Origin of the sequence: Wolbachia endosymbiont of Leptopilina clavipes (genome assembly GCF_006334525.1) — a bacterium.
GTDB lineage: Bacteria > Pseudomonadota > Alphaproteobacteria > Rickettsiales > Anaplasmataceae > Wolbachia.
In genome coordinates, this window is sequence record NZ_QJHA01000001.1 from 1 (window position 1) to 22,718 (window position 22,718).

Annotated in this window: 20 protein-coding genes and 4 pseudogenes; 13 read left to right on the top strand and 11 right to left on the bottom strand. The window is 34.6% G+C overall.

From position 1 onward, the window contains the following. Nucleotides 1-175: 175 nt before the first annotated feature. The 4 genes and pseudogenes from OUY_RS00005 to OUY_RS00020 form a co-directional block, all read right to left on the bottom strand. Nucleotides 176-1,263: pseudogene (locus OUY_RS00005) on the bottom strand (IS481 family transposase). Between the two features lie 64 nt (nt 1,264-1,327). Continuing rightward, nucleotides 1,328-1,948, bottom strand: coding sequence for an endonuclease III (gene nth, locus OUY_RS00010; RefSeq protein ID WP_139686357.1), 621 nt, complete (start codon nt 1,946-1,948; stop codon nt 1,328-1,330). A 21-nt stretch (nt 1,949-1,969) separates the two neighbouring features. Then, a pseudogene (locus OUY_RS00015) lies at nt 1,970-2,341 on the bottom strand (molecular chaperone DnaJ); the annotation flags it as partial. Nucleotides 2,342-2,383: 42 nt separating this feature from the next. Further along, a pseudogene (locus OUY_RS00020) lies at nt 2,384-3,125 on the bottom strand (IS5 family transposase); the annotation flags it as partial. A 189-nt stretch (nt 3,126-3,314) separates the two neighbouring features. On the opposite strand from OUY_RS00020, the gene OUY_RS00025 reads away from it, so the two are divergent. From OUY_RS00025 to trpS, 5 genes are all read left to right on the top strand, one after another. Next, the gene (locus tag OUY_RS00025; RefSeq protein WP_139686358.1) at nt 3,315-5,114 is read left to right on the top strand and encodes a peptidylprolyl isomerase; all 1,800 of its coding nucleotides are present in this window, start codon (nt 3,315-3,317) and stop codon (nt 5,112-5,114) included. A gap of 133 nt (nt 5,115-5,247) precedes the next feature. After that, on the top strand, nt 5,248-5,562 hold the full coding sequence (gene rpsP / locus OUY_RS00030) for a 30S ribosomal protein S16 (protein WP_006015540.1): 315 nt from the start codon (nt 5,248-5,250) through the stop codon (nt 5,560-5,562). Between the two features lie 10 nt (nt 5,563-5,572). Continuing rightward, a complete protein-coding gene (locus tag OUY_RS00035; RefSeq protein ID WP_010402250.1) occupies nt 5,573-6,559 on the top strand; it encodes a polyprenyl synthetase family protein in 987 nt (328 codons plus the stop codon). Between the two features lie 62 nt (nt 6,560-6,621). Beyond that, complete coding sequence (locus OUY_RS00040; protein WP_139686359.1) at nt 6,622-7,182, top strand: nucleotide exchange factor GrpE; 561 nt, start codon at nt 6,622-6,624, stop codon at nt 7,180-7,182. 15 nt (nt 7,183-7,197) lie between these two features. After that, entirely contained in the window at nt 7,198-8,196 is a 999-nt protein-coding gene (trpS, locus tag OUY_RS00045) for a tryptophan--tRNA ligase (RefSeq protein ID WP_139686360.1), read from the top strand. Nucleotides 8,197-8,203: 7 nt separating this feature from the next. On the opposite strand, the gene OUY_RS00050 is transcribed toward trpS, so the two are convergent. Beyond that, nucleotides 8,204-9,571 carry a hypothetical protein gene (locus OUY_RS00050; protein WP_139686361.1) on the bottom strand — a complete coding sequence of 456 codons (1,368 nt, stop codon included), beginning with the start codon at nt 9,569-9,571 and terminating at the stop codon, nt 8,204-8,206. A 318-nt stretch (nt 9,572-9,889) separates the two neighbouring features. On the opposite strand from OUY_RS00050, the gene OUY_RS00055 reads away from it, so the two are divergent. The 5 genes from OUY_RS00055 to OUY_RS06020 all read left to right on the top strand — a co-directional run bounded on the left by OUY_RS00055 (nt 9,890) and on the right by OUY_RS06020 (nt 15,010). Next, entirely contained in the window at nt 9,890-10,360 is a 471-nt protein-coding gene (locus tag OUY_RS00055) for an IS110 family transposase (RefSeq protein WP_139686362.1), read from the top strand. A 4-nt stretch (nt 10,361-10,364) separates the two neighbouring features. Beyond that, entirely contained in the window at nt 10,365-10,898 is a 534-nt protein-coding gene (locus OUY_RS00060; protein WP_139686363.1) for a transposase, read from the top strand. A gap of 469 nt (nt 10,899-11,367) precedes the next feature. Next, on the top strand, nt 11,368-14,043 hold the full coding sequence (locus OUY_RS00065; protein ID WP_139686364.1) for a 2-oxoglutarate dehydrogenase E1 component: 2,676 nt from the start codon (nt 11,368-11,370) through the stop codon (nt 14,041-14,043). 194 nt (nt 14,044-14,237) lie between these two features. Then, complete coding sequence (locus OUY_RS00070; protein ID WP_246038484.1) at nt 14,238-14,867, top strand: hypothetical protein; 630 nt, start codon at nt 14,238-14,240, stop codon at nt 14,865-14,867. Further along, on the top strand, nt 14,861-15,010 hold the full coding sequence (locus tag OUY_RS06020; RefSeq protein ID WP_167315806.1) for a hypothetical protein: 150 nt from the start codon (nt 14,861-14,863) through the stop codon (nt 15,008-15,010). The genes OUY_RS00070 and OUY_RS06020 overlap by 7 nt, the downstream gene beginning before the upstream one ends. A gap of 74 nt (nt 15,011-15,084) precedes the next feature. Here the strand turns inward: OUY_RS06020 and OUY_RS00075 are convergent. The 5 genes and pseudogenes from OUY_RS00075 to OUY_RS00090 all read right to left on the bottom strand — a co-directional run bounded on the left by OUY_RS00075 (nt 15,085) and on the right by OUY_RS00090 (nt 18,181). Then, nucleotides 15,085-15,677, bottom strand: a pseudogene (locus tag OUY_RS00075) (TIGR02217 family protein). A gap of 53 nt (nt 15,678-15,730) precedes the next feature. Continuing rightward, nucleotides 15,731-15,856, bottom strand: coding sequence for a hypothetical protein (locus OUY_RS06640; protein WP_281277872.1), 126 nt, complete (start codon nt 15,854-15,856; stop codon nt 15,731-15,733). Nucleotides 15,857-16,077: 221 nt separating this feature from the next. Then, nucleotides 16,078-16,584 carry a hypothetical protein gene (locus OUY_RS06025; protein ID WP_246038485.1) on the bottom strand — a complete coding sequence of 169 codons (507 nt, stop codon included), beginning with the start codon at nt 16,582-16,584 and terminating at the stop codon, nt 16,078-16,080. Between the two features lie 26 nt (nt 16,585-16,610). Then, nucleotides 16,611-17,249 carry an OTU domain-containing protein gene (locus OUY_RS00085; RefSeq protein WP_139686365.1) on the bottom strand — a complete coding sequence of 213 codons (639 nt, stop codon included), beginning with the start codon at nt 17,247-17,249 and terminating at the stop codon, nt 16,611-16,613. A gap of 191 nt (nt 17,250-17,440) precedes the next feature. After that, nucleotides 17,441-18,181: a DsbA family protein gene (locus OUY_RS00090; RefSeq protein WP_139686366.1), complete on the bottom strand. Its 741-nt coding sequence runs from the start codon at nt 18,179-18,181 to the stop codon at nt 17,441-17,443. Nucleotides 18,182-18,520: 339 nt separating this feature from the next. On the opposite strand from OUY_RS00090, the gene OUY_RS06030 reads away from it, so the two are divergent. From OUY_RS06030 to OUY_RS00100, 3 genes are read left to right on the top strand one after another with little or no spacing between them, the layout of a single operon-like run. After that, nucleotides 18,521-19,537 carry a DUF3857 domain-containing protein gene (locus tag OUY_RS06030; protein WP_246038486.1) on the top strand — a complete coding sequence of 339 codons (1,017 nt, stop codon included), beginning with the start codon at nt 18,521-18,523 and terminating at the stop codon, nt 19,535-19,537. 2 nt (nt 19,538-19,539) lie between these two features. Then, complete coding sequence (locus OUY_RS06035; protein WP_246038487.1) at nt 19,540-20,403, top strand: hypothetical protein; 864 nt, start codon at nt 19,540-19,542, stop codon at nt 20,401-20,403. Between the two features lie 47 nt (nt 20,404-20,450). Next, entirely contained in the window at nt 20,451-21,938 is a 1,488-nt protein-coding gene (locus tag OUY_RS00100) for a UbiD family decarboxylase (RefSeq protein WP_010402211.1), read from the top strand. A 66-nt stretch (nt 21,939-22,004) separates the two neighbouring features. On the opposite strand, the gene OUY_RS00105 is transcribed toward OUY_RS00100, so the two are convergent. Beyond that, a partial coding sequence (locus OUY_RS00105; RefSeq protein WP_139686367.1) for an integrase core domain-containing protein occupies nt 22,005-22,718 on the bottom strand: 714 nt, incomplete at its 5' end.

Sequence of the window (22,718 nt, forward strand, 5' to 3'; positions counted from 1 at the left end):
AATGGTACCAAAAACAAACTCTTCTCACAACTTTTGTGTTAAAATAAGAGATAGAAAAAGCTACTAGAAGAGCTTGGGGAAGCGCTTGGAGTGACATTAGAAAATTGTGATGAACTTAGTTATATAATAAATAGAATAATATGTAATAGTCTAGACTTAATCTGACAAGCATGAATTAACTGACAGAAGAATTAACAAAGTCAAAACCAAAATCAGCATCCTGTTTAATGCTATCAATATTTTTCTGATAAGCAATATGCATACTATCAAAAAAGGTTTGCATAGGAGTCTTACCATAGCAATATTTACCTGAATGCGGTCTAGATCTATTGTAAGAATGCACCCAATGGTCTACGTCTAACTGAAGTTCTGCCAAAGAGGTGTAAATTTTCTTTCTAAAGATAATATTGTAACATTCATCTTGCATAGTTCTGTGGAACCTTTCACATATGCCATTAGTCTGTGGAGAACGAGCTTTGGTTCGAGAATGATCAATATTTTCTACCCCTAAATATAGCTGGTAAGCGTGATTTTCAGGTCTGCCACAATACTCTGTACCACGATCCGTCAAAACACGTAGCAATGATACTTTCTGTTCATCAAAGAACGGTACTACCCTATCATTAAGAAGATCTGCAGCTGTGATAGCAGTCCTTTCTGTGTAAAGCTTAGCAAAAGCAACTCTGGAATAGGTATCAACAAAGGTTTGCTGGTAAATTCGTCCAATACCTTTGATATTACCAACATAATAACTGTCTTGGCTACCTAAGTATCCTGGATGCTCTGTTTCAATTTCTCCATGGGCCTCTTTTTCTTCCTTAGCCTTTTCTAGAGCTGTTATCTGTTCTTCTGTTTAAATGATACCATCCTGAGCTACTTTTGCTTCTAATGCCTTTAACCTCTTTTTAAAATTTTCAAGATCGTTTCTTTGCCACACTGATCTTATTCCACTTGCAGAGATGAGAATTCCTCTCTTTTTCAGTTCGTTTGCTGCTCTTTCTTGTCCGTATGCTGGAAACTCTATTGCTATTTCAACTACTGCTTTTTCTATATCCTCCGACACTCTATTTGCATACAATGGCTTGCTTTTGCTTATCTCGTGTAAAGCCTCTTCTCCTCCTGTTTCATACAGTTCTTTGAAGCGGTAAATGTATCCCTTGAATATCCCATTACTTTACACGCCTGTGATACATTTCCTAATTGCTTTGCAAGTTCTAGCAATCCCAACTTTGGTTTTAGTATTTTTTCTTGTGTTGTATTCATATCTGACACTCCTTTAAAACTTGTCTATATTTTTATCTTACTTTGTTTGCTTGTCAGATCAAGTCTAGACTATTACACATAAATCATGAATTATGCATGTTTCACACGAAGGTTTTTGCGCTTTGCAAACATATCTACCATGCAAAACTAGCCAATGATGAGCATAAAGTAGGTATTTTTTTGGCACTACATTCAAAAGAGACTGCTCTGTTTTAAGTACATCTTTTTCTTTCACAAGCCCAACTCTATTGCTCACTCTAAAAACGTGAGTATCAACTGCCAATGTTGGAATACCAAGCCCTGAATTTAAGAACACATTAGCGCTCTTTCTCCCAACCCCTGGTAAAGATACCAAATCATCGAAATTAGTAGGCACTTTGCTATTGTACCTCTCAATCAATATTTTACTGAGCCCGATTATATTTTTTGCTTTGGAATTATATAAACCAATACTGCTTATGCATTTTCTCAGCTCACTTTGCCCAAGATTCAACATTTTTTCTGGCGTATCAGCGATACTAAATAGCTCCTTTGTAATTTTATTAACACTTATATCGGTCGTCCGCGCTGACAGAACTATTGCAACTAATAACGTAAAATGATTGGTATAATTTAGCTCTATTTTTGGCGCAGGATTTGACTGTTGAAATTTTTCAAATATTAATTCTACTTTTTTTGAGTCCATGCATAGAGCTAAAAGCTTATACTATACTGTTTGCTGTGCAAATTCAATTGCTCGAGGATGAGGTAGTCCTTCAGTATTAACATCAGACATATCAGTTTTTACCTCATAAAAATTCCTTTCAGCAAACTCGCTTGCCACTTCTGCAAAACATTTTCTAACAATAGGCATGATAATTGGCATTAACAGTTTTCGTGGATCATACCGTTCTAACAGATCAGTCTCCTTTTGCACTCTATCTCTTGGATCCTCTTCTAGTAAATCTTTCATGTGTTTTTCAGTGTATATTTCACAACCTTTTGAAAATGTAGGACTAAATATCTCAGTAGCTAGCAGTGCTAACAATGACAAAGTACCAAATATTGTCACATCAACATAAAGACTATTAGAAATAAACCCTCTATCATCAAAGAACCTGTTCATAATCTTTTGAGGAGGAAAGAAGTAAAAGCAAATTTGTAGGCTAGTATTAAGTTTACGCTCGCAATTTTTCCAAAGTCGCCTACATTTTTCCAACCAGGCAAAAGAAGATCTCTCAACAACCCATCTTTTTGGCAATACAGCAAAGGTGCTTCACCTCAACAGTTGCACCAATAGTTACTTTCATCTGTGTTGCAAAATTTTCTCCAGTGTAGCCTGCATCAACCAGTATGTTTTTAACTTCAGAGAGACTTTCTTTAGCATTTTTAACCATTGTCAAAGCACTGCTACGATCAGTTATTTCTGCCGTTGTTATATGAATTGCGTGTGTCAAACCTTGTGTATCAACTGCGATATGACGCTTTATTACTGAAATTTTCTTACCAACATCATAACCTTTTTCTTCAGCAGTATCGGTATTTTTACACTTTGGGCATCAATGATGCAGAAGCTTGTTTTGGTATTCCGACCACTGTTCTCTCCAACCAATTTTTTTTAAGACAATTTCTAGAACATTTTCTCTATCTTCATTCGTTTTTTTACTCCATTTCTTGAAGTAATCGTAAAAATTTCGCCATCTTGGAAACTCTTTTGGAAGCATTCGCCATTGACAGCCACTTTTTAGTACATAAAGCACACCACAAAATAACTCATATAAACCTAATCTTCTTGGCTTTGTTTTCTTTCGCACGCTTTCTAAAATTAGTCTAATCTTTTCGAATTTTTCACAACTTATGTCACTTGGATATGTATTCCTCATACTTTACCTCATGTCAACTATACCTCATCTTAACATATTCAGAGATCACTTACAGGCTCTTAGGTTAATATAAGCTTCCATTCAATTTAATACACTACAATATTACATATATTAGCTAATTTGTTAATAGATTTACAAATATTAAATTATTGCTATTCTAAATTTAAGTGTTAGTTGACTGAGTTTACAATGAGTATTAGAAATTTTTTTACCAAGGCAATCGTTCTCCTTTTAGTTTGCTTATTAATCTTTATGGGGATTGGCAATCTTTTATCAAATGATGATGAAAGGAAAGAATTAGCTAAAGTAGGAAAGGAAGTTATAACATCAGATGAATATAAATTACTATATCAAAATTATGAAAAGCAAATTTTTGGATCTGATGTAAGTAAAGAACAAGTAAAAAAGCTGAAATATGATTTACTTAACGCACTTATAGAGCAAAAACTATTGTTTAACCTAATTAGCGAACTTGGATTAAAAGTTGGAGAAGAATCTATCAAAAGCCATATAAAAAATACCAAGTATTTTCAGGACGATAAAGGAGAATTTGACCATAATAAATTCCATCAAACTCTAAATAGCCTGCATATAACAGAAAAGGAATATATAGAAAAACTAGAGAAAATCCTGCCTGCAATGATGTTCATGACTTCGTTATTTAAAGATAATTATCCGGTAACTTTTGGTGAGGGTGTTGATGAGCAGATATACAAAAATCGCTACCAAACTAGAGTAGTTGATATTGTTAAAATAACTGAGGATGCAATTACAGACGTTCCTGAACCAGATGATCAAGCCTTACTTGATTTGTATGAAAGAAATAAGTCCAATTTTTATTACCCTGAGTATCGAACTGCGCAATACATTTCTCTGGATCAAAAATATTTTGAAGATCAAATCAGAATTTCAGATGAAGAGGTTGATAGTATAATAGAACATCAGGAACTTAAAAATCAAAGAGACATATTTAATGTGATATTTCCTACCAAAGAAAAAGCTGAAATAGCAAGAAGAGCACTTCAAGAAAGTAAAGCAAGCTTTGAACAAATAATAGAAGAGTTTAATAAAGTGAAACTCGATGAAACCAGAGTAAATAATATAACTAAGGATTTCTTACCTGAAAATATGAGAGAAAAGGTATTTGCTCTCAAAACAGGTGAAGTAAGTGAAGTTTTAACAAGCAATTTTGGATGGCACGTAATAAAGGTAGAAAGCATACATCAAATCTCTGATGAAGACTTGGTTGATTTAAAAAAAGACATAAGGTCAGTTTTAACCAATCAAAAGTCTTTTGAAAAAGTCAATGATTTCATAAATCAAGTGAATTATAAGATATACAATGGTGCAACGATTGAAGAAATCTCCAATAATTACAATTTACCTATACAAACCATTGGTCCAGTAGATGCTAGTGGAAAAGACCAAAGTGGTAATGAAGTAGGAAATTCCAGTGATTTCATTTCTTTCATTTTTTCACGCGAGAAAGATCAGAAGAATTATTTTAAGGGTGTTGGAGATACTGTTGTTGGTGTAAAAATCAGTGATATCGTTCCTCCTAAATTACAAAATTTTGAAGAAAGTAGGGAATCAGCCATAAAGCTTTGGCGTAGTGAATTTATAAAAGAAAGAATGTTTAAAATGGGACAAGAAGTAGCAGTTCAACTAAGAGAAAAGACAGATTTGGAAGAAATGCAAGGTATAAAATTGGTTAAAGGCCAGCAAATACAACGCAATGAACAAAACTACCCTTTTTCTTTCATAGAAGAGATTTTCAATATGAAAACAACTAATTCGGTAACAGATCCTATTCAATACAATAATGAAATTATAATAGGCGTTCTAAAACAAATGCATTCATCAAATGGTAAATTAAACATGCTTGACACCGGAAAACGTGTGATGATATCGCTAAAGGAACAGTTAATTAGCTATCTAAAATCAAAGTATAGAGTAGAAGTTAATCATGCTATGATTGATGATATATAAAAAAGTTTATTATCTTCCTTTATGAGTGATTGGAGGGGGCTATATTGTATTTTTAGGTAAAAGAGGTACAATTAGTTTGACTTGAGCTGTTTATTGTATTTAAATTGTAATTAATATATGAATAAAGGTTGACATGGCAGTTAAAATAAGGTTAGCAAGGTTTGGGGCAAAGAAACGTCCTTTTTATAGGATAGTTGTAGCCGATTCACGAGCACCAAGAGATGGGCGCTTTATTGAGAGAATAGGACAATATGATCCAATGTTGCCAAAAGACAATAAAAATCGTGTTGTGGTAAAAGCTGATAGATTAAAACATTGGCTAAGTGTAGGAGCGCAAGCAACTGAAAGGGTAATGTGGTTCATTAAAAAAGGCATAGTAGATTTAGAAACAGAATCGAAAAAAATAGAAAAGAAAAAAGTTGAGAAAGTACAAGGGCAAGAAGCATAAGTCCTCTTAAATGCTAAACACTGATTTAACAAAAAGTAGTAAATTAGATGATATTGTATCTTCTGATTTATTGGCTATGAATGACTTTATCTTCAAAAATGTCAATGATGAAGGTACTAAGCTTGCTACCGATATTACATCTCATCTTATTAATTCAGGAGGAAAAAAGATAAGGCCTAAGCTCATTTTTATTATTTGTAAAATGCTGAATTACTCTGGAGAGAGTAGGATCAACATTGCTGCATCGGTAGAATTTATACACAACGCTACTTTACTTCATGATGATGTGCTTGATGAAAGTAAGGCACGCCATGGAGTTGCAACAGCAAATAAAATTTGGGGGAATAAATCAAGCATTTTAGTTGGTGATCTATTATTGACCTTAGCATTTAGATGGCTTATAGACTGTGGGAATTTAAGTGTTCTCTCTATTTTATCTAAGGCATCTAATTTGCTTGTCAAGGGTGAGATAAAGCAGATGACAACGCGTTTTGACCCTAACACAATTAGGAAAAATTATTTTAATATCATTGGAGAAAAGACAGCATCTTTATTTTCTGCATGCTGCGAGGCTGCATCAGTAGTATCTGGAGCCACAAGTGACGAAACAGAGAGGCTAAGGAATTTCGGGTTTAATTTTGGTATGGCATTCCAAATAATTGATGACGTGCTAGATTATACTGCTAATCAAGGCACTTTAGGAAAGCAACTTGGAAAAGATTTCTTTGAAGGTAAAGTTACTTTACCTTCTATTATAGCATATGAAAAAGGCAGCCCATCAGAACAAAAATTCTGGGAGAAATCTTTCTCTTCAGCTAGACACAATTTTGACCAAGCATTACAATATATTAATCATCATAATGCCATTCATGTTTCTATGGAAGAAGCTAAACACTATATTAATATGGCGCAAAGTAATATTGATACTTTTTCTGATTCTCTTTATAAAACTGCTTTGATTGACTTTTTAAATGCAAGCATAGAAAGACAAGGATAGCTAACGCTTGATATTTTTAGATTGATTGTTATATATTTATTAAGTTTGTAAGGGTGAATGATATGTCAGATAGTAATAAAGAGAAAAAAAAGAAATTTGCAGATATGGTCAGTAAACGAAAAGGGGATGATCAAGAAGATCAGCAAACAGGTGATTTAAGTGAAGAGCTTAATATATTAAAAGAACGTGCAGTTCAGCTTGAAGATCATTTACGTCGCGCTGTTGCGGATAATGAAAACGTTAAACGTATAATGCAAAAGCAAATTAGCGATGCAAGTGATTATGCAGTCACAAAATTTGCACGTGATATGATCGACTCTTGTGACAATTTAAAAAAAGCAATGGAAAACTTGAAAGATGATGATCCTATTCATGAAGGAATAAAAGTGGCGCACCAAAAGATTGTGAGTGATCTAAAAAAACATGGAATAGAAGAAATAGATCCAATAGGTAACTCTTTTGACAGCAATTTACATCAAGCTGTTGTGGAAAGAGAAGATAATGAAAAAGAGCCTGGCACTATTGTAGAAGTACTACAAACTGGTTATACAATTAAAAATAGGTTGCTTCGTCCTGCAATGGTTATTCTTTCTAAAAAATCTGCTGATTGCGAAAATAACTAATAAAACACTCAAGGTATGGAAGAAGTTGTCTTTTCAGGTATTCAGCCAAGTGGAGTATTACACTTGGGCAATTATCTTGGTGCAATTAAGCAGTGGATAGGCTTGCAGGATAAATATAAATCTCTTTTTTGTGTTGTTGATCTGCATGCAATCACAGCAAATAAGCTTCCCGCAAATGAATTAAAAAATAATATTTTTAAAGCAGCAGCAACTTATATTGCATGTGGAATAGACCCGGAAAAGTCGATTATTTTCAATCAATCCGCAGTTAGTGGTCATGCAGAATTGGGCTGGCTTCTAGGGTGCTATACACCAATTGGTTGGCTTAATCGTATGACTCAATTTAAAGATAAGGCTGGAAGCGATAAACAAAAAGCTTCTCTTGGGTTATATAGCTACCCAGTACTTATGGCTGCGGATATATTGCTGTATCAAACTAAATATGTTCCTGTTGGCGATGATCAAAAACAGCATTTAGAACTTGCACGTGATATTGCATCAGCTTTTAACAATCATTATAAATGTAGTCATTTCATCATACCTGAAATCTTAACTTTGGATTGCACATCAAGAATAATGAGCTTAAGAGATGGTACAAGCAAAATGAGTAAATCTGACCCTTCAGAATATTCGTGCATTAACCTTGACGACACAGATGATTTAATCGTTAAAAAAATAGGGAAAGCAAAAACAGGCTCAATGCTAGGTTTTGATTTTGCTACTTTAAAGTGCTGTCCAGAAGTAAACAATTTGGTAAACATTTATTCAGTGCTTAGTGATTTAAATGTGGAAAAAGTGTGTGAAGAAGTGAATAAACATGATATGAAACACTTTAAAAAAGAGTTGGCTGATTTAATCATCAGTGTTGTATCACCTATACGTGAGAGGATGAACGATCTTTTAAAGGACCAGCTCCATTTACATAAAATATTGAAAAAAGGTACAGAAAAAGCAGCAGAGATTGCAAATAACAATATAAAAAAGATCAAGGATATTATAGGGTTTGTTCAATAGGTTATAGCTATTTCTTCCCATGGCTTTCAAATCGTGCAGCTATTTTCTTTACACTAACATGAGTGAGAAGAGGTTTTTTACTAACCGGAAGTTTAGAATCGGACTTTGCTGTTATGGGGTTCATTTTAGATCTTTTATTTCCTACCGGAAATGAGTGAGATTGGGAGGCAGTTTTTTGCGATGGTGCAGGATCTTTCTTCATACCGATATCTGCTTGTGTTGTAGGGGTGGCTTTGCTCTTAGCAACTTGATTTTGCTCAAATTTTCCTACTATTGACTTTACTCTACCGTCCTTCTTGCTATTTACTTTTTCTTTTATAATAACTGCTTTTACTTCTGATGCTGCTTTATCAGCAGATTTTTTCAGGATTGGTTTACTTTCAGCTGATTTTTGCGAAGTCACTTCTACTATTATTGGTTTCGTGCTCACTTGTTGATCAACAATATCTAGCCTTTTAGGATTTGACAGTATTTCAGATTTATCTTCTTTAGTTTCTTGCCTAATTTCTTGATTGGTAGCGTTTAGCGCTGGTGGCTCTGGAGCCTGTCTCTTTTTATATCCTCTTCTTGTTCCTGAATTTTTCTTAGGTTTCGTTTTGTGAGTTGGCTCCTTTTTAGCTAACTTTGAGTCTTCCGAATCTTTTGTTGAAGATTTACTACTTTTCTCTTGATAATTTGATATTTCCTCATGTCCAGACTCTTCACTTAATGAACTTTCATAGCCTGAATCTTCAGGAGATACATTCTCTATTTCTGGTTTAAAGTGTACCTTTTTTGAGGCAGTAGGAGGTGGCGGAGGTGCTGTTGTTGGCCGTTTTATTCTCTTCATAACTAATTTTCCTACCGGCTGTTTTCCTTCTTGCAGCTTAGGAGTATCTTCCTTCTGCTTTGATGTCGTTTTATTTTCCGTGCTTACTTCGTATGATTTATGTTCTTTATTGCCTTTTCCACTCTGTTTCGAATCTAAAATTTCTTTAAGTCCTTTCTTGAATAGATTAATTGTACTTAAAATATTTGTGTATTCGGCTGCTTTTTCTATAGTGAAACCTGATAATTCATCACCAACAAAATTTTTTATGTCATTATCATTAGTTGGAATATCTTTTCCCAAGACTCTATCTAATATCCCTTTTAATGTTCCAATAAAACCTAGTGGCTTTGTGCTCAAAGGTTCTACATAATTATTCAAGTCGCTATATATAACAAATTTGGCTACATCTTTTGCGTTGTTTGTAAAATTCTTCAGAGCTTGAGATAAATCTTTCAGTGTTTCATCATATTGTTCATTAATTTTTTTTGTATCCTTCAGCTTTATGACTCTTATCAAAGAATTGAGATTTTTATCATAATTGTCACTTTTAAATAGATCACTCATACCAATTACTGTTTATCGTTTACTTAAATATAAATTCAAAGTATTAAGACCGAGTAAATGTTATATGACTTATCCTCTGACTCATAAACGCTTGCGTTCCTTAATGTGCAAAAAATTTCAATAATCTTCAATCAGCAATAGTATAGAAATCCAAAAAACAAGTAGCTAACACTGGAATCTAGGAATTATGATTGGGCACATACTGTAATTGCTGTTGAATGATGGAGAGACATACTCCATTATTTTAACACGAAGTAACGAATTCAGTAGAATAAGTTCTTCAAAAACAATTTAAACTTTTACAGTAGGAGTAGTCTCATGAAATATTATAGCGGATTAGATGTCTCACTCAAAGAAACTTTCATTAGTATCGTTGATGAGAAAGGAAAGATTGTTAAAGAAGGAGTTGTTGCAAGCGAAAGCAAGGCAATAGCAGAGTACTTGCTTGAACAAGGCAAAAATTACGAAACTATAGGAGTAGAAAGTGGACAACTTTCAATATCAATGTGCAAAAAATTAAGGAGTTTTGGCTTGCCAGTAGTTTGTGTAGATGCAAGACATATGGCAGCAGCTTTGTCTGCAAGAATCAATAAAAACGATAAGAATGATGCAAGAGGTATAGCTCAAATGATGAGGGCTGGGCTATATAAAGAAGTACTAGTAAAATCGGATGAATCTTGTCAAATTAAAATAGCACTTGGAAGTAGAAGACAGTTAACATGCAGCTACCAGCAGATTGTTGGGACAATAAATATACGGGATAAAGCTCGGTCAAGGGTCAAAATTTGAAAGCTTGTCTTTAAGAATAGAAAAAGCAATTAAAGATTTGGATGAAATAAGTAAGGCTTCAATTGGAGCGTTAGTTTGTAGTTTAGAGGCAATAGAGAAGTCATTGGAAAAACTTGACAAGATGCTCTTAGAACAAGGCAAAAAAGATGAGGATTGTAAATTATTAACTACTGCTCCAGGTGTTGGTACTATAGTAGCAATGACATATAAAGCAACAGTGGATAACCCAAATAGATTTGAAAGATCTAGTACAGTTGGAGCGTATATGGGGTTAACACCAAGACAATATGCTTCTGGAGAAATTGATCGGCATGGTAGTATATCAAAAATGGGGCCCATGGAATGTCGAAGTATGTTATATGAAGCTGCACAAGTCTTACTTACAGTTAGTAAGAAAAATTTTAAGTTGAAAAGCTGGGGGTTAAAACTTGCAAGGAAAAAAGGGATGAAGAAAGCAATTGTAGCAGTAGCAAGAAAATTGGCTGTAATTATGCACAGGATGTTGATCAATAAAACAGAATTTTGTTATTACAATTAAGAGGAGCATAAACAATAATTTTACTCGAGGTAGTAATGCCGATGGAAGGGATAAGCAAGAAAAAACCTTGAAGCCTAGACTTCGTTGGGCACATGTTGCCGTCCACTTCCACCTAACAAGTATAGTGCGGCTTGACAAGTTTGTTGTCATATCAGACCGCGGAGAGAACCATGGAAGCACACTGCTCTTGTATGTAAAATTATTAAAGATTATGTAGGAAATATGTTATTTTGGTTTATATAAAAATTATTGTTGACTTATGTGCAATTAGAGAACAAGTTGATGAGTATAGTTGTTTTATGTTGAAATACAGCATTTATGGAAAGATTAGATGTCAGTCTAGAATGACACCCTTTCTGGAAAACTCGGATTACAGTGTTTGTATAACTTAATAATTAGAAACTAAAGGAGTTCTTTTTTAAAAAACTTAAGTTATACTTATAAGTATTTGATATCTTTTGTAGTGATTATGCTAAGTCTAAGCTGCCTTTATGGTGATAATGCAGAATTTGTAGAAGAAATGTATAGCCGTTATCTGCAGGGCGATAAATCAATCGGGGAGGATTGGAATAGGATTTTTTCAAGCAATTTAGAAATGAATAAAACGGAAGCCTGCAATGCACAGCACGCAGTCAAGTCGGATGATTCAATTTCTAGCTTAGCAAATTTCTTCAGATCTTACGGTCATTTTTTTGCGGACTTAAATCCATTATCACCGCATGTAAATAAAGAAATAGATTATCAGAAATATTTGAATATCTCTCCAGCGCATGATGCTAAAATATATAGAGATATTTACTGCAAGAACATCGGGTTTGAATTTATGCATATTTCCTCTTATGAGGAAAGAGTGTGGCTGCAGGAGAAAATTGAAAATCAGGTCTATACGCTAAGCCCTCAGGATAAAAAAGAAATACTAAGGCACTTGATTGAATCTGAGATGTTCGAGCAATTTCTCCATATGAAATTTCCTGGATATAAGCGTTTTTCTATCGAAGGTGGGGAGTCAGCCATTGTTGCAATTGAAAGAGTTATTAGTGATTCTGCAGCTTTTGGTATTGAAGAAATAGTTCTTGGTATGGCCCACCGAGGACGGCTTAATGTTCTAACCAAAGTTATGGGGAAAGAATATGCGGCAATGCTGTCTGAATTTCAAGGCAATCTTGCATACCCAAGTGGTCTTGAGGTATCTGGTGATGTCAAATATCACCTTGGTTACTCTTCTGATCGAGCACTTGCTGGTGGTAAAAAAATACACTTAAGTTTATGTCCTAACCCATCTCACCTTGAGGCGGTAAATCCAGTTCTAGCTGGAAGAGTAAGAGCGAAGCAAAATATAAGATCTGTGCTTGGAGTGTCAATTCATGGTGATGCAGCTTTCATCGGGCAGGGAGTGGTTGCAGAAACCCTGACTTTGAGCAACATTGAAGGTTATACAGTAGGTGGTATCGTCCATATTGTCATTAATAACCAAGTTGGTTTTACTGCAAATCCTAGTTGTGCACGCTCTTCTTTTTATTGTACTGATGTAGCAAAATCAATAGAAGCTCCAATATTTCATGTTAATGGAGATAATCCAGAAGCCGTGAGTTTTGCCGCGAATTTGGGAATGGAGTATGTGCAGAAATTTAAAAAGGATGTGGTGATTGACATAATATGCTACCGCAAATATGGCCATAATGAAGGCGATGAACCAAATTTTACTCAGCCACTTATGTATAAAGCAATATCAAAGCATAAAACTCCAGGCACGCTGTACGAAGAGAAGCTGACTGCAGAGAAAGTGCTAGGTAGCGATGAAGTAAGTAAATTACGCAGCGAATTTAGAACAAGATTGGATAAAAGCCTTACTGAGTCAACGACTTATACTCCGAAGAAAGCTGACTGGTTTGATGGAGTGTGGTTAAAACTCAGGAGAGCAAAGTTGAACGATTTGAGTGAATATTATACGGACTCTGGTGTTTCACCAGATGAGCTAAAAAAATTAGGTGTACACATAAATAGCAATATTCCAAGTAGTTTTAATCTCAATAATAAAGTCAGAAGAATACTTGATGGCAGAATAGACAGTATAAATTCCGGTAGCAACATAGACTGGGCAACTGCTGAAAGTCTTGCATTCGCGTCATTGCTTAAAGAAGGAATAGGAGTGCGCTTGTCAGGACAAGATTCTGGTCGCGGCACCTTCTCGCACCGTCATTCAAGACTTGTTGATCAAGTAACAGAAGAAACGTTTATTCCACTGAACAATATAAGTAAAGAGCAAGCTCGCTTTGAAGTTATAGATAGCGCACTATCTGAGTATGCTGTGATGGGTTTTGAATATGGATATAGCCTTGACTCTCCATATTCACTTGTGCTCTGGGAAGGGCAGTTCGGTGATTTTGCAAATGGCGCGCAAATTATGATCGACCAATTTATCTCATCTGCAGAAACAAAGTGGTTGCGGTCAAGTGGTCTAGTTCTACTTTTGCCTCATGGTTATGAAGGGCAGGGGCCTGAGCATAGTTCTGCTCGTATAGAGAGGTTTTTGCAGCTCTGTGCAGAGGATAATATGCAGGTGGTTAATTGCTCTACTCCTGCGAATTATTTTCATGCTTTACGCCGACAAATTAATCGAGATTTTCGTAAGCCTTTAGTGGTGTTTACACCTAAATCACTATTGCGTCATAAAAGCGCAGTTTCTAACCTTTCTGACTTTGAAGGAAAATTTCTTACGGTAATTCCAGAGTGTAGAACAGGTTTAGTTGCAAGTGATAAAATACGTAAAGTTGTAATATGTAGTGGTAAAGTTTATTACGACATAATTGAAATGCTTGAAGCACAAAAAATAAACGATATAGCAGTAGTGCGTTTAGAACAATTTTATCCATTCCCGGCCGATAAACTAAACAATGAACTCGAAAAATATAAGAACGCTGAAATTATATGGTGTCAAGAGGAACCAAAAAATATGGGAGGATGGTTCTTTGTCAACCCATTGATAGAAGAGGTATTGTCTGGCCTCAATGCTCAAGCAAAAAGACCTAAGTGCATTGCAAGACCTGCTGCTGCATCTTCTGCATGTGGTTATGCTAATGTCCATGCTCAACAACAAGCAGAAATTTTGAAGCAAGTTGCGCAGGCACAACTGTACAAACACTGAGCGGCTTCAAGCAGACTTATTAATTAGACTCTAGCACTTAGATAACTTACAACAATCAAACCTTTTATATACTCATACAAATATAAAAAGACTTTACTTTTTTAATAAAAGCTTAATCTTTATTAAGATTTTCATTTATTTTTCTTAAAATAGTTAATATAATTAATATTAATCTTAACTATTTTAAGATATATATGAATACAGAAGCATTTGAGAGGTTAATAGGGCAAATTAAGCTACGCAGCAATAGCAAGGCTGAAATCATACAATTAAATAGAAGCGAGAAGGCTTTTATAGATGAGGATAAAAAGTCTATAGAATTAGCTGAGGCTATTTTTGCAGAAAATAATATGTTTCATTTTCGCAAACCAGGTCTTGCTACGGATTACATTTTGCATAAACTAATAAATGATAAAAAGCTTCTCGAGGAAATGAAAGATAGAGGTACAAGTATAACACGTCTCTTTTCTTTGCTATCAATGTATCGTGGTCTTCCCAAGTGCTGTATTGTGAGAAAAGAGGGATGTATTACTGAGTTTAGCATATTGACTTATGTTGAAGACGATTTAGAACCATTACCTTTAGAAGACTTTATACTTATTGAGTCTGCCTCGTATCTAGAGTACATTTTGTTTGACAATGATGATATCATAAATAAATTAGTTAAAGACTTAACTAAAGATAAAACAAAATTAGATATTTTCCTCGATGGGATTTTAGCAATGAAGAATTCGGATTTAGTATTGTCTTGTATTAACAAAATACAAGGTCTGAATGAGGAAGCTAGAAATTATGTTAGTCGCTTACAGAAAAAAACATGCTAGATAAAATCTTAAATAAAGATGATAAAACACTTGCAAAAATAGCTATAAAGGAGTTGTTAAAACTTTCTATTTTACAGGAAAAAGAAAGCACTACTTTAGAATTTCCTCAAATTTCGAGTGTGGAACATTGTAATGGACGATAGGCTTTAAAATATACTGAGGCTCATTTAAATATGAGCCTCAGTATCGCTTAACTTTTATGGAGCATACTTTAACTTTATTTCACTTCCACCAAGGGAATATTGTTCCAGCTATTGCTGCCATAGTTATCAATAGAAGCGTTTAGGTAATCTGTATCAAATCGTACTGGTACATCAAATTCGAAGCTTGCGGTGATTATTGTACCTTTTGCTGGTGGTTTCATAAATGCTATTTCTCCAGTTGAATAATTCACTGAATATTTTTCTGTCTTTTCACCATCTAGGTAAATTTTTATTGTATCATGCACTGGCTTTTTAATAGTTCGTGTATGCTTGTCTTTTCCACTTATGTAAGTTTTCATCAGTTGAAAGATCGTTTTTTATCGTCTCCTATGCCAATTTCTTGATTGATAACTGTAAAGTCTGACCAATCCTTAAAACGAAACCCTATTGCTTTACCTTTTCGTGCCTGAAAAAATGTTATGAGTTCTGTTAGCTGCTCGTTTGACCTAACTCCATAAGCTATGTTATACCTGGCACGTGCACGAGACCAATTAATATTGCGCTGCTCACAACCATTATGAGTTGTTACAACGTCAGTCGAAAATTCCGGTCCTCCAGTAGAGCCATAAGATATATTTTCTGGAAATCTAATTTCTGTAAATGACATATGTCCTCCTGTAAAAATAAAGTTGAGTTGATATAGATGAAGTAGGAAAGATCTTAAATTTTTGAAGCTGCTTTATCAATCAGGCTATAAATTTTAAATCCCGTTTCTTCTAGAAAAGTGTGGGCAATATTTTCCTTTGGCTCACTTTTGAGTTCATGAATGTCGTTATGACTTTGCATTAACTGATATACACAAACACACGAAACAACTAAAGCAACTCCAGCAAGAGATGCTAAAGGAATTGGTTGAGTAAAAACAGTAGCTATAGCAGATGCTGTGAATGCTATAGCTGTTATTACAGCAGCTATGCTATAAATAGCTTCTCTTCTGTAACTATTGATTAATTTCTTTTCTATTGCCTCTTGTTGTGTTTCTTGCCCTTGTTGATGAGAAATAGTAATTACTGTATCTGTATGAATTGGCTCACTAGCGCTGGTATCAATTCTCTCTTTTGTGTTTTTTGTTCTTTATGATCTTGCGCAATTGCTACTTTGCTAGTTCTGATATTATATTGTTCTTCTTGCTCTGATTGATTAGAGGAAGGAACCCTTTTACCTATTTCAAGAATTTCTTCACTGGAATTTTTTTTCATATCCTTAGAAGTTTCACTCAAGATCTTTGCTGTATTTTCACAAGTTTTATTGTGTGTTTTTTCTAACATTGCTTCATGATTTTGTGAATTCCTTTCATCAATACTTCTATCAGCAGCTCTTTCTTTTAGTGGTTTCTGCTCTGATTGATTAGAAATAGGAGTGCTTTTATTCGAAAAAATCGGCTCACTAGTGCTGCTTTTTTGTCGTACTGGTTGCTCAGAAGCAGAAGCTTCTGTAACCTCACCAAAGATTTCTTCATTAGAAACTGATTGATTTTCTGTTATATCAGAAGGGATTTTGCTAAGAAGTGGCACAAAATGCCTCATGTAATTCACTACTGCTACAGTTTTTTGCTACTATCTATCTCTAGTTGATTGAGATCTATATCTTGTATAAAAACTGCTGGATCATCATCATGTGCTGTAATTTTAGTTACCGTAACTTTTTGACTACCTTCCTCTATTGAATAAATATAAAGTTCCACTTTGTACTTGTCGCATATCATTCTACCTTTAATGTTTGGACGACCCCATATAGGTGCAGAACCAGCTCCTGTGGCCATATTCTTAATATTTTTTAAGTACTCATGAAAAGTCTTTTTCTCATCTATCATATTTATTTTAGTTTTTGGATCTTGTATAGGACCATATGGACCTTCTAGCGCAACAAAGTAGCCACCAATAGCAGCGTCTTTTATTACTGCTTTATAGGCCCAACTATCTTGTTTACCATGTTGCTCAACATAATCTGCGCAGTCTTTTCTTAATGATTTTGCAGTAAAATAATGATCTGGTTTTATATTTAACTCGTTCAATCCTTGAGCCACAGAGTCAAAAAAGCAATCCCCTGTCTTTATAGCAGCTCCTATTTTTAGCTCTCTAGGATAAGTGCTTTTTAAATTATGCAATAATTTATTCGATTTTTTCTTTCCTTTGATTTGCCGAAAAAGAGCAATTGGTTTTCTGTTGAAATTTTTCATGTTATAACTCCAAAATAATGATTGTATTTTAATATATTAATCAGCCTAGGAAGGCTAATTACTTAAGGTCGTGCTGTGTTGCAAGCAAACATCACCTACTTTTCTTGAACTAATATGTAGCCTATACATATTGTTACTTACTATATCTTAACTATACTTAAACTTTCTTGTGCTGTCAAGCAGGAAATTTATTAATCTTTTAACTCATTCACTTTTTTGCGTAATATATTCAAATCAGTTTTTCCTACAAAAAGACTATCTCCTATTATCAAAAAAGGTGTACCGCCTACTCCCAACTCTCTTACTAAAAGTTTACTATTGTTTATCATGTGCTCAATTTTGTCTGCATTATTTTTCATAGAGTTATTAAAATCTTCCTCGTTAATCCCTATATTTTTTACTATACCTAATATAATTTCGTCTGAAAATTCTCCTCTGTGATTTAGTGCAGCGTAGTGAAAATCTAAGTACTTTTCTTTATCGATAAAATAAGTTGCTAAAGCACCTTTTGCTGCCTTTAAAGAATTGTTGCCAAGTATTGGAGCATCCCTAAAGATATACTTAATTTTGCCATCATTGATCAATTGTTTTACATCGTTCTTTATAGCTTTGCAATATCCACAAGAATAGTCAAAAAAACCTACAGCTATGATATTGCTATTTTCATTTCCTGAGTAAGGATAAGTGGAGTCGAATATTTCATTTTTATGCTGAGAAATTTTATTTTTGGTTGCATTAGCATAACTATTTTTAGCTGACTCTTCCTGGAGAGCTTTTAGAACTCTATCAAAATTTTTACTGATGTAATTATCCAATCTCTCACCTATATAATCATCATTTAAGTTCTGACTGCGGTGTGAAAGCCAATTGTTTATTACTGGTAAACTTGCTACTGCAAGTATAAAAATCAATAAAAATGGTATTTTAGACATACACTTACTTAAAGAATACAAATATTAAAGAAATGCTCAATGTTAAAACATTTTTATCAAGAAATGCAAACTTTATAAAATGAAATTTAAGATGTTTTTGTAAAGTTCATCATAAGATTTGGTGATGAAAAATTTTGCAGAGTAAGGCATTTATAAAGATTTAGATAGTCTTTACCGCTATTTCTAGCAAATTGTAAGCAAAAAAGTTGATTATCTTGTAATCGCTGCATATAATATCGGTAAGCGCGTCGCTAAGTAATATGAACACACTAAGTCTTACATTTCCGATAGTGTTGTTCGGATATAATAGAATGATTTTTCAATAAATGTAAGTAAAAAATGAGGTTTTTAAAAGCTGTCTTTAACTTAGCAATGTTAGCATTTTTTGTAGCTTCGACAGCTGAAGCAAGGTGGAGTAAGTACGAAGATGCTTCTGTCGAGGTTAAGTTTTCTAATGTTAACATTAATGTTAATAGAGATGGTACCTACGAAACGGAAGTAGAGCTTCAAGCAAAAATACTCAAGGAGTCTGGGCGTGATAGATTCTCTCTATACAGTCTTGTTTACAATGATGATAGTGCAGATTTTACTGTTTTAGAGGCTAAAACAACTTACAACGGAGAAGAATATATAGTAACTGAAGACATGATGGAGGATAAACCGCTGGCTAGCCCTAGCAAAGGTTTCGATCAGTTAAGGCAAGTAACCATCTCATTCCCTAAAATAGAAATTGGTACGGAAGTATATTTAAGATATAAGCAAGTTAACAAAAAGGTTCCCGTTGATAATTTTTATGGCTTGAGCTTTTCGTATTATGGGGATTATTTACAAGCAGAAAATACTAAAATCAATTCTGAATTGCCTCTAGAGATTAAAGTTAATGATCCAAGAAGCGTATTAGAGATTGCTGAGGAAAAAAAGGATGATGTACATTCTATAAGCATTGCTTTAAAGAGAGCAGTTTATGAAAACACAATAAATGAGCCACATAATGGAATATTGAATACAAAACACAACACTTGGGTATCATTGTCGAGCCTATCTAAATGGGATGATTTAGCTGAAAAATTAGCTCCTGGATATCATAGCGTCATTAATCAGCCACTTCCTGCAACTTTTATAGCTATAGCAGAATCTGCTGCCAATAAAAATACTGATGAGGAGAAAATTAATGCAGTCACTTCTTTATTGAATGAAAAAGTTCAATATATGGGAGATTGGCGCACAGTCTCAGGAAAATATTTCCCGAGAGATTTAGAGAAAATTGCTGATTCTCAAATTGGGGATTGCAAAGACTTTTCTGCTAGCACGGCTGCTATTTTACAAGAACTTGGTTACAAAGTTCAACCTATTTAGTTATGAGAGGAACTACTAGCACTTCTAATCCTGAAGCATTACCTAATATGGGTAATTTTAATCATGTGATGCTCAGAGTAATAAATAGAGATGGAAAAATATATTGGATTGATCCAACTAACACTGTCAGTATGGCACAGGGTATTTTTCCAGACATTGCTGATAGGAACGCTCTAGTACTGGATTCTGAGGAAGCTAGTGACATAAAAATTCCTGCTGTACAAGGTGAAAATTCAAAAGTGATATCCCATAGTGAATTAACTATAGAAGATAACGTTGTAAATGAATATGGCCAGCTTACCGTGCAAGGGGAAGCAGCCTTAGGCTTAACAGGTGTTGGATTATATTATTCAGATGAGCAATTAAGAGATTCTGTTTTTCGTATGATTAGTGGAGTATATCTTGATGAAGAAGAAAAGAAGTTCTTAGAATTGCCTGACCTTACCTTGCGTAATGTAGAGGATCTTACAATTAAATATGAGTTCCAGCAAAAAAATAAGATTTTCAAGACAAATCTAGGACCTGCTTTGAATTTAGGAGATAATTGGCTTAATGATGTTGTCAATACAGCTTCTGACCAAGTGTCAGATCTTTTTATTGGTGTTCCTAAAACTAAGGAAAGCCATATGATAATAAAAGATATCAAAATTAAAAACTGTGAAAATTTGAATTTTGAAATAGATTCTCCTTGGTTATATGTAAATAGGTTCTGTAAATATAAAAATGATGGAACCGAATTTAGCAATTTAATAACCATAAAGAAAAGCTTTATTACCAATGAAGAATTAAAGACTGCTGAATATAAAAACTTAAAAAGCGAATTGGAGAATAATTTTTCTAGAGCCTCTATAATAATAAGTGAATGAGTTGTGCTGGGAAAAGCACTTCTTAAAAGGCTTAAAATTTTTAAAATATGTACAATAACTTACGCGACTTCATCAGAGCATTAGAAGAAAAAAAAGATCTAATTAGAATTAAAAAAGAAGTTTCAACTATTCTTGAAATGACAGAAATTCATCGTAGGGTTTTGTCAAACAAGGGACCAGCTATCATCTTTGAAAATGTTGTCACAGAAAATGGCAAAAATTCAATTCCCGTTTTAGTGAATTTATTTGGTACTATTGAGAGAATTGCATTCGGACTTGGTATAAATTCTGATGAATTAAGGGATCTGGGTAAACTTCTAGCATTTTTGCGATCACCTGAGCCGCCAAAAACCTTCAAAGATGCTGTGAAAATGTTTCCTCTACTAAAAGTTGTATTGTCGATGCGGAGCAAAGTTGTGAGCAAAGCCCCATGTCAAGAGGTGGTGCTAACTGGGGATAAGGTGGATCTTAGTTTGCTACCTATTCAGACATGCTGGCCAAACGAGCCTGCACCGCTTATCACTTGGCCACTTGTGGTAACAAAAGGACCAACAGCAGACAAGCAAGATAATTTCAATCTTGGAATATATCGTATGCAGGTTGTGAATAAAAAAACGACTCTCATGCGCTGGCTTGCACATCGTGGTGGTGCAGGTCACCATAAACGGTGGAAGGAGAGGGGACAAAATATGAAGTTTCCTGCGGCTGCTGTGATTGGTAGCGATCCTGCAACGATTATTGCTGCGGTAACTCCGGTGCCGGAGACTTTATCAGAATACCAATTTGCCGGGCTGCTGCGAAAAAAAACACTTGAGCTTGTAAATTGTAAAACTATTCCTCTTCAGGTTCCAGCTCATGCAGAAATTGTTTTGGAAGGATATGTAAGTTTGGATAATTACCAAGATGAAGGGCCATATGGAGACCATACCGGTTACTATAATGCTGTTGAACAGTTTCCTGAGTTTAACATCACTGCAATTACAATGCGCAAAGATCCAATTTATCTCAGCACTTTTACTGGCAAACCACCTGATGAACCATCAATTCTTGGTGAAGCACTCAACGAAATCTTTGTGCCTATTCTCATCAATCAGTTTCCGGAAATAGTAGATTTTTATCTGCCCCCAGAAGGTTGTTCATATAGAATAGCGGTAGTGTCGATAAAAAAGGCTTATCCAGGGCATGCAAAAAGAATTGTTATGGGCACACTATCTTTTCTCAAACAGTTCTTATACACCAAATTTATTATAGTTGTTGATGATGATATAAATGTACGTGATTGGAAGGAAGTAATGTGGGCAGTTTCAACAAGAATGGACCCTGTACGTGATACAATCATGATAGAGAATGCTCCAATTGATTATTTAGACTTCGCTTCTCCTGAAAGTGGTCTCGGAGGTAAAATAGGGTTTGATGCAACAAACAAACTTCCACCTGAAACCAAACGAGAATGGGGAAGAAAAATTGAAATGAGCGAGGAAATAATAAAGAAAGTTACAGAGAAGTGGAAGGAATATGGGTTGACAGATGATTGAGATATGATGTAGAATACCGCCGTGTATTTAGCTGTAATAGTCTAGACTTAATCTGACAAGCATGAATTAACTGACAGAAGAATTAACAAAGTCAAAACCAAAATCAGCATCCTGTTTAATGCTATCAATATTTTTCTGATAAGCAATATGCATACTATCAAAAAAGGTTTGCATAGGAGTCTTACCATAGCAATATTTACCTGAATGCGGTCTAGATCTATTGTAAGAATGCACCCAATGGTCTACGTCTAACTGAAGTTCTGCCAAAGAGGTGTAAATTTTCTTTCTAAAGATAATATTGTAACATTCATCTTGCATAGTTCTGTGGAACCTTTCACATATGCCATTAGTCTGTGGAGAACGAGCTTTGGTTCGAGAATGATCAATATTTTCTACCCCTAAATATAGCTGGTAAGCGTGATTTTCAGGTCTGCCACAATACTCTGTACCACGATCCGTCAAAACACGTAGCAATGATACTTTCTGTTCATCAAAGAACGGTACTACCCTATCATTAAGAAGATCTGCAGCTGTGATAGCAGTCCTTTCTGTGTAAAGCTTAGCAAAAGCAACTCTGGAATAGGTATCAACAAAGGTTTGCTGGTAAATTCGTCCAATACCTTTGATATTACCAACATAATAACTGTCTTGGCTACCTAAGTATCCTGGATGCTCTGTTTCAATTTCTCCATGGGCCTCTTTTTCTTCCTTAGCCTTTTCTAGAGCTGTTATCTGTTCTTCTGTTAAAATGATACCATCCTGAGCTACTTTTGCTTCTAA

Excerpts from the sequence above, each read along its gene's own strand:
- OUY_RS06030 (WP_246038486.1), top strand. The coding sequence starts at position 18,521 with ATGAGGTTTTTAAAAGCTGTCTTTAACTTAGCAATGTTAGCATTTTTT.
- OUY_RS06020 (WP_167315806.1), top strand. The coding sequence starts at position 14,861 with ATGCTAGATAAAATCTTAAATAAAGATGATAAAACACTTGCAAAAATA.
- rpsP (WP_006015540.1), top strand. The coding sequence starts at position 5,248 with ATGGCAGTTAAAATAAGGTTAGCAAGGTTTGGGGCAAAGAAACGTCCT.
- OUY_RS00040 (WP_139686359.1), top strand. The coding sequence starts at position 6,622 with ATGTCAGATAGTAATAAAGAGAAAAAAAAGAAATTTGCAGATATGGTC.
- OUY_RS00050 (WP_139686361.1), bottom strand. The coding sequence starts at position 9,571 with ATGAGTGATCTATTTAAAAGTGACAATTATGATAAAAATCTCAATTCT.
- OUY_RS06640 (WP_281277872.1), bottom strand. The coding sequence starts at position 15,856 with ATGCAAAGTCATAACGACATTCATGAACTCAAAAGTGAGCCAAAGGAA.
- OUY_RS00025 (WP_139686358.1), top strand. The coding sequence starts at position 3,315 with ATGAGTATTAGAAATTTTTTTACCAAGGCAATCGTTCTCCTTTTAGTT.
- OUY_RS06035 (WP_246038487.1), top strand. The coding sequence starts at position 19,540 with ATGAGAGGAACTACTAGCACTTCTAATCCTGAAGCATTACCTAATATG.
- OUY_RS00035 (WP_010402250.1), top strand. The coding sequence starts at position 5,573 with ATGCTAAACACTGATTTAACAAAAAGTAGTAAATTAGATGATATTGTA.
- OUY_RS00065 (WP_139686364.1), top strand. The coding sequence starts at position 11,368 with ATGCTAAGTCTAAGCTGCCTTTATGGTGATAATGCAGAATTTGTAGAA.
- OUY_RS00085 (WP_139686365.1), bottom strand. The coding sequence starts at position 17,249 with ATGAAAAATTTCAACAGAAAACCAATTGCTCTTTTTCGGCAAATCAAA.
- nth (WP_139686357.1), bottom strand. The coding sequence starts at position 1,948 with ATGGACTCAAAAAAAGTAGAATTAATATTTGAAAAATTTCAACAGTCA.
- trpS (WP_139686360.1), top strand. The coding sequence starts at position 7,198 with ATGGAAGAAGTTGTCTTTTCAGGTATTCAGCCAAGTGGAGTATTACAC.
- OUY_RS00070 (WP_246038484.1), top strand. The coding sequence starts at position 14,238 with ATGAATACAGAAGCATTTGAGAGGTTAATAGGGCAAATTAAGCTACGC.
- OUY_RS00090 (WP_139686366.1), bottom strand. The coding sequence starts at position 18,181 with ATGTCTAAAATACCATTTTTATTGATTTTTATACTTGCAGTAGCAAGT.
- OUY_RS00055 (WP_139686362.1), top strand. The coding sequence starts at position 9,890 with ATGAAATATTATAGCGGATTAGATGTCTCACTCAAAGAAACTTTCATT.
- OUY_RS00100 (WP_010402211.1), top strand. The coding sequence starts at position 20,451 with ATGTACAATAACTTACGCGACTTCATCAGAGCATTAGAAGAAAAAAAA.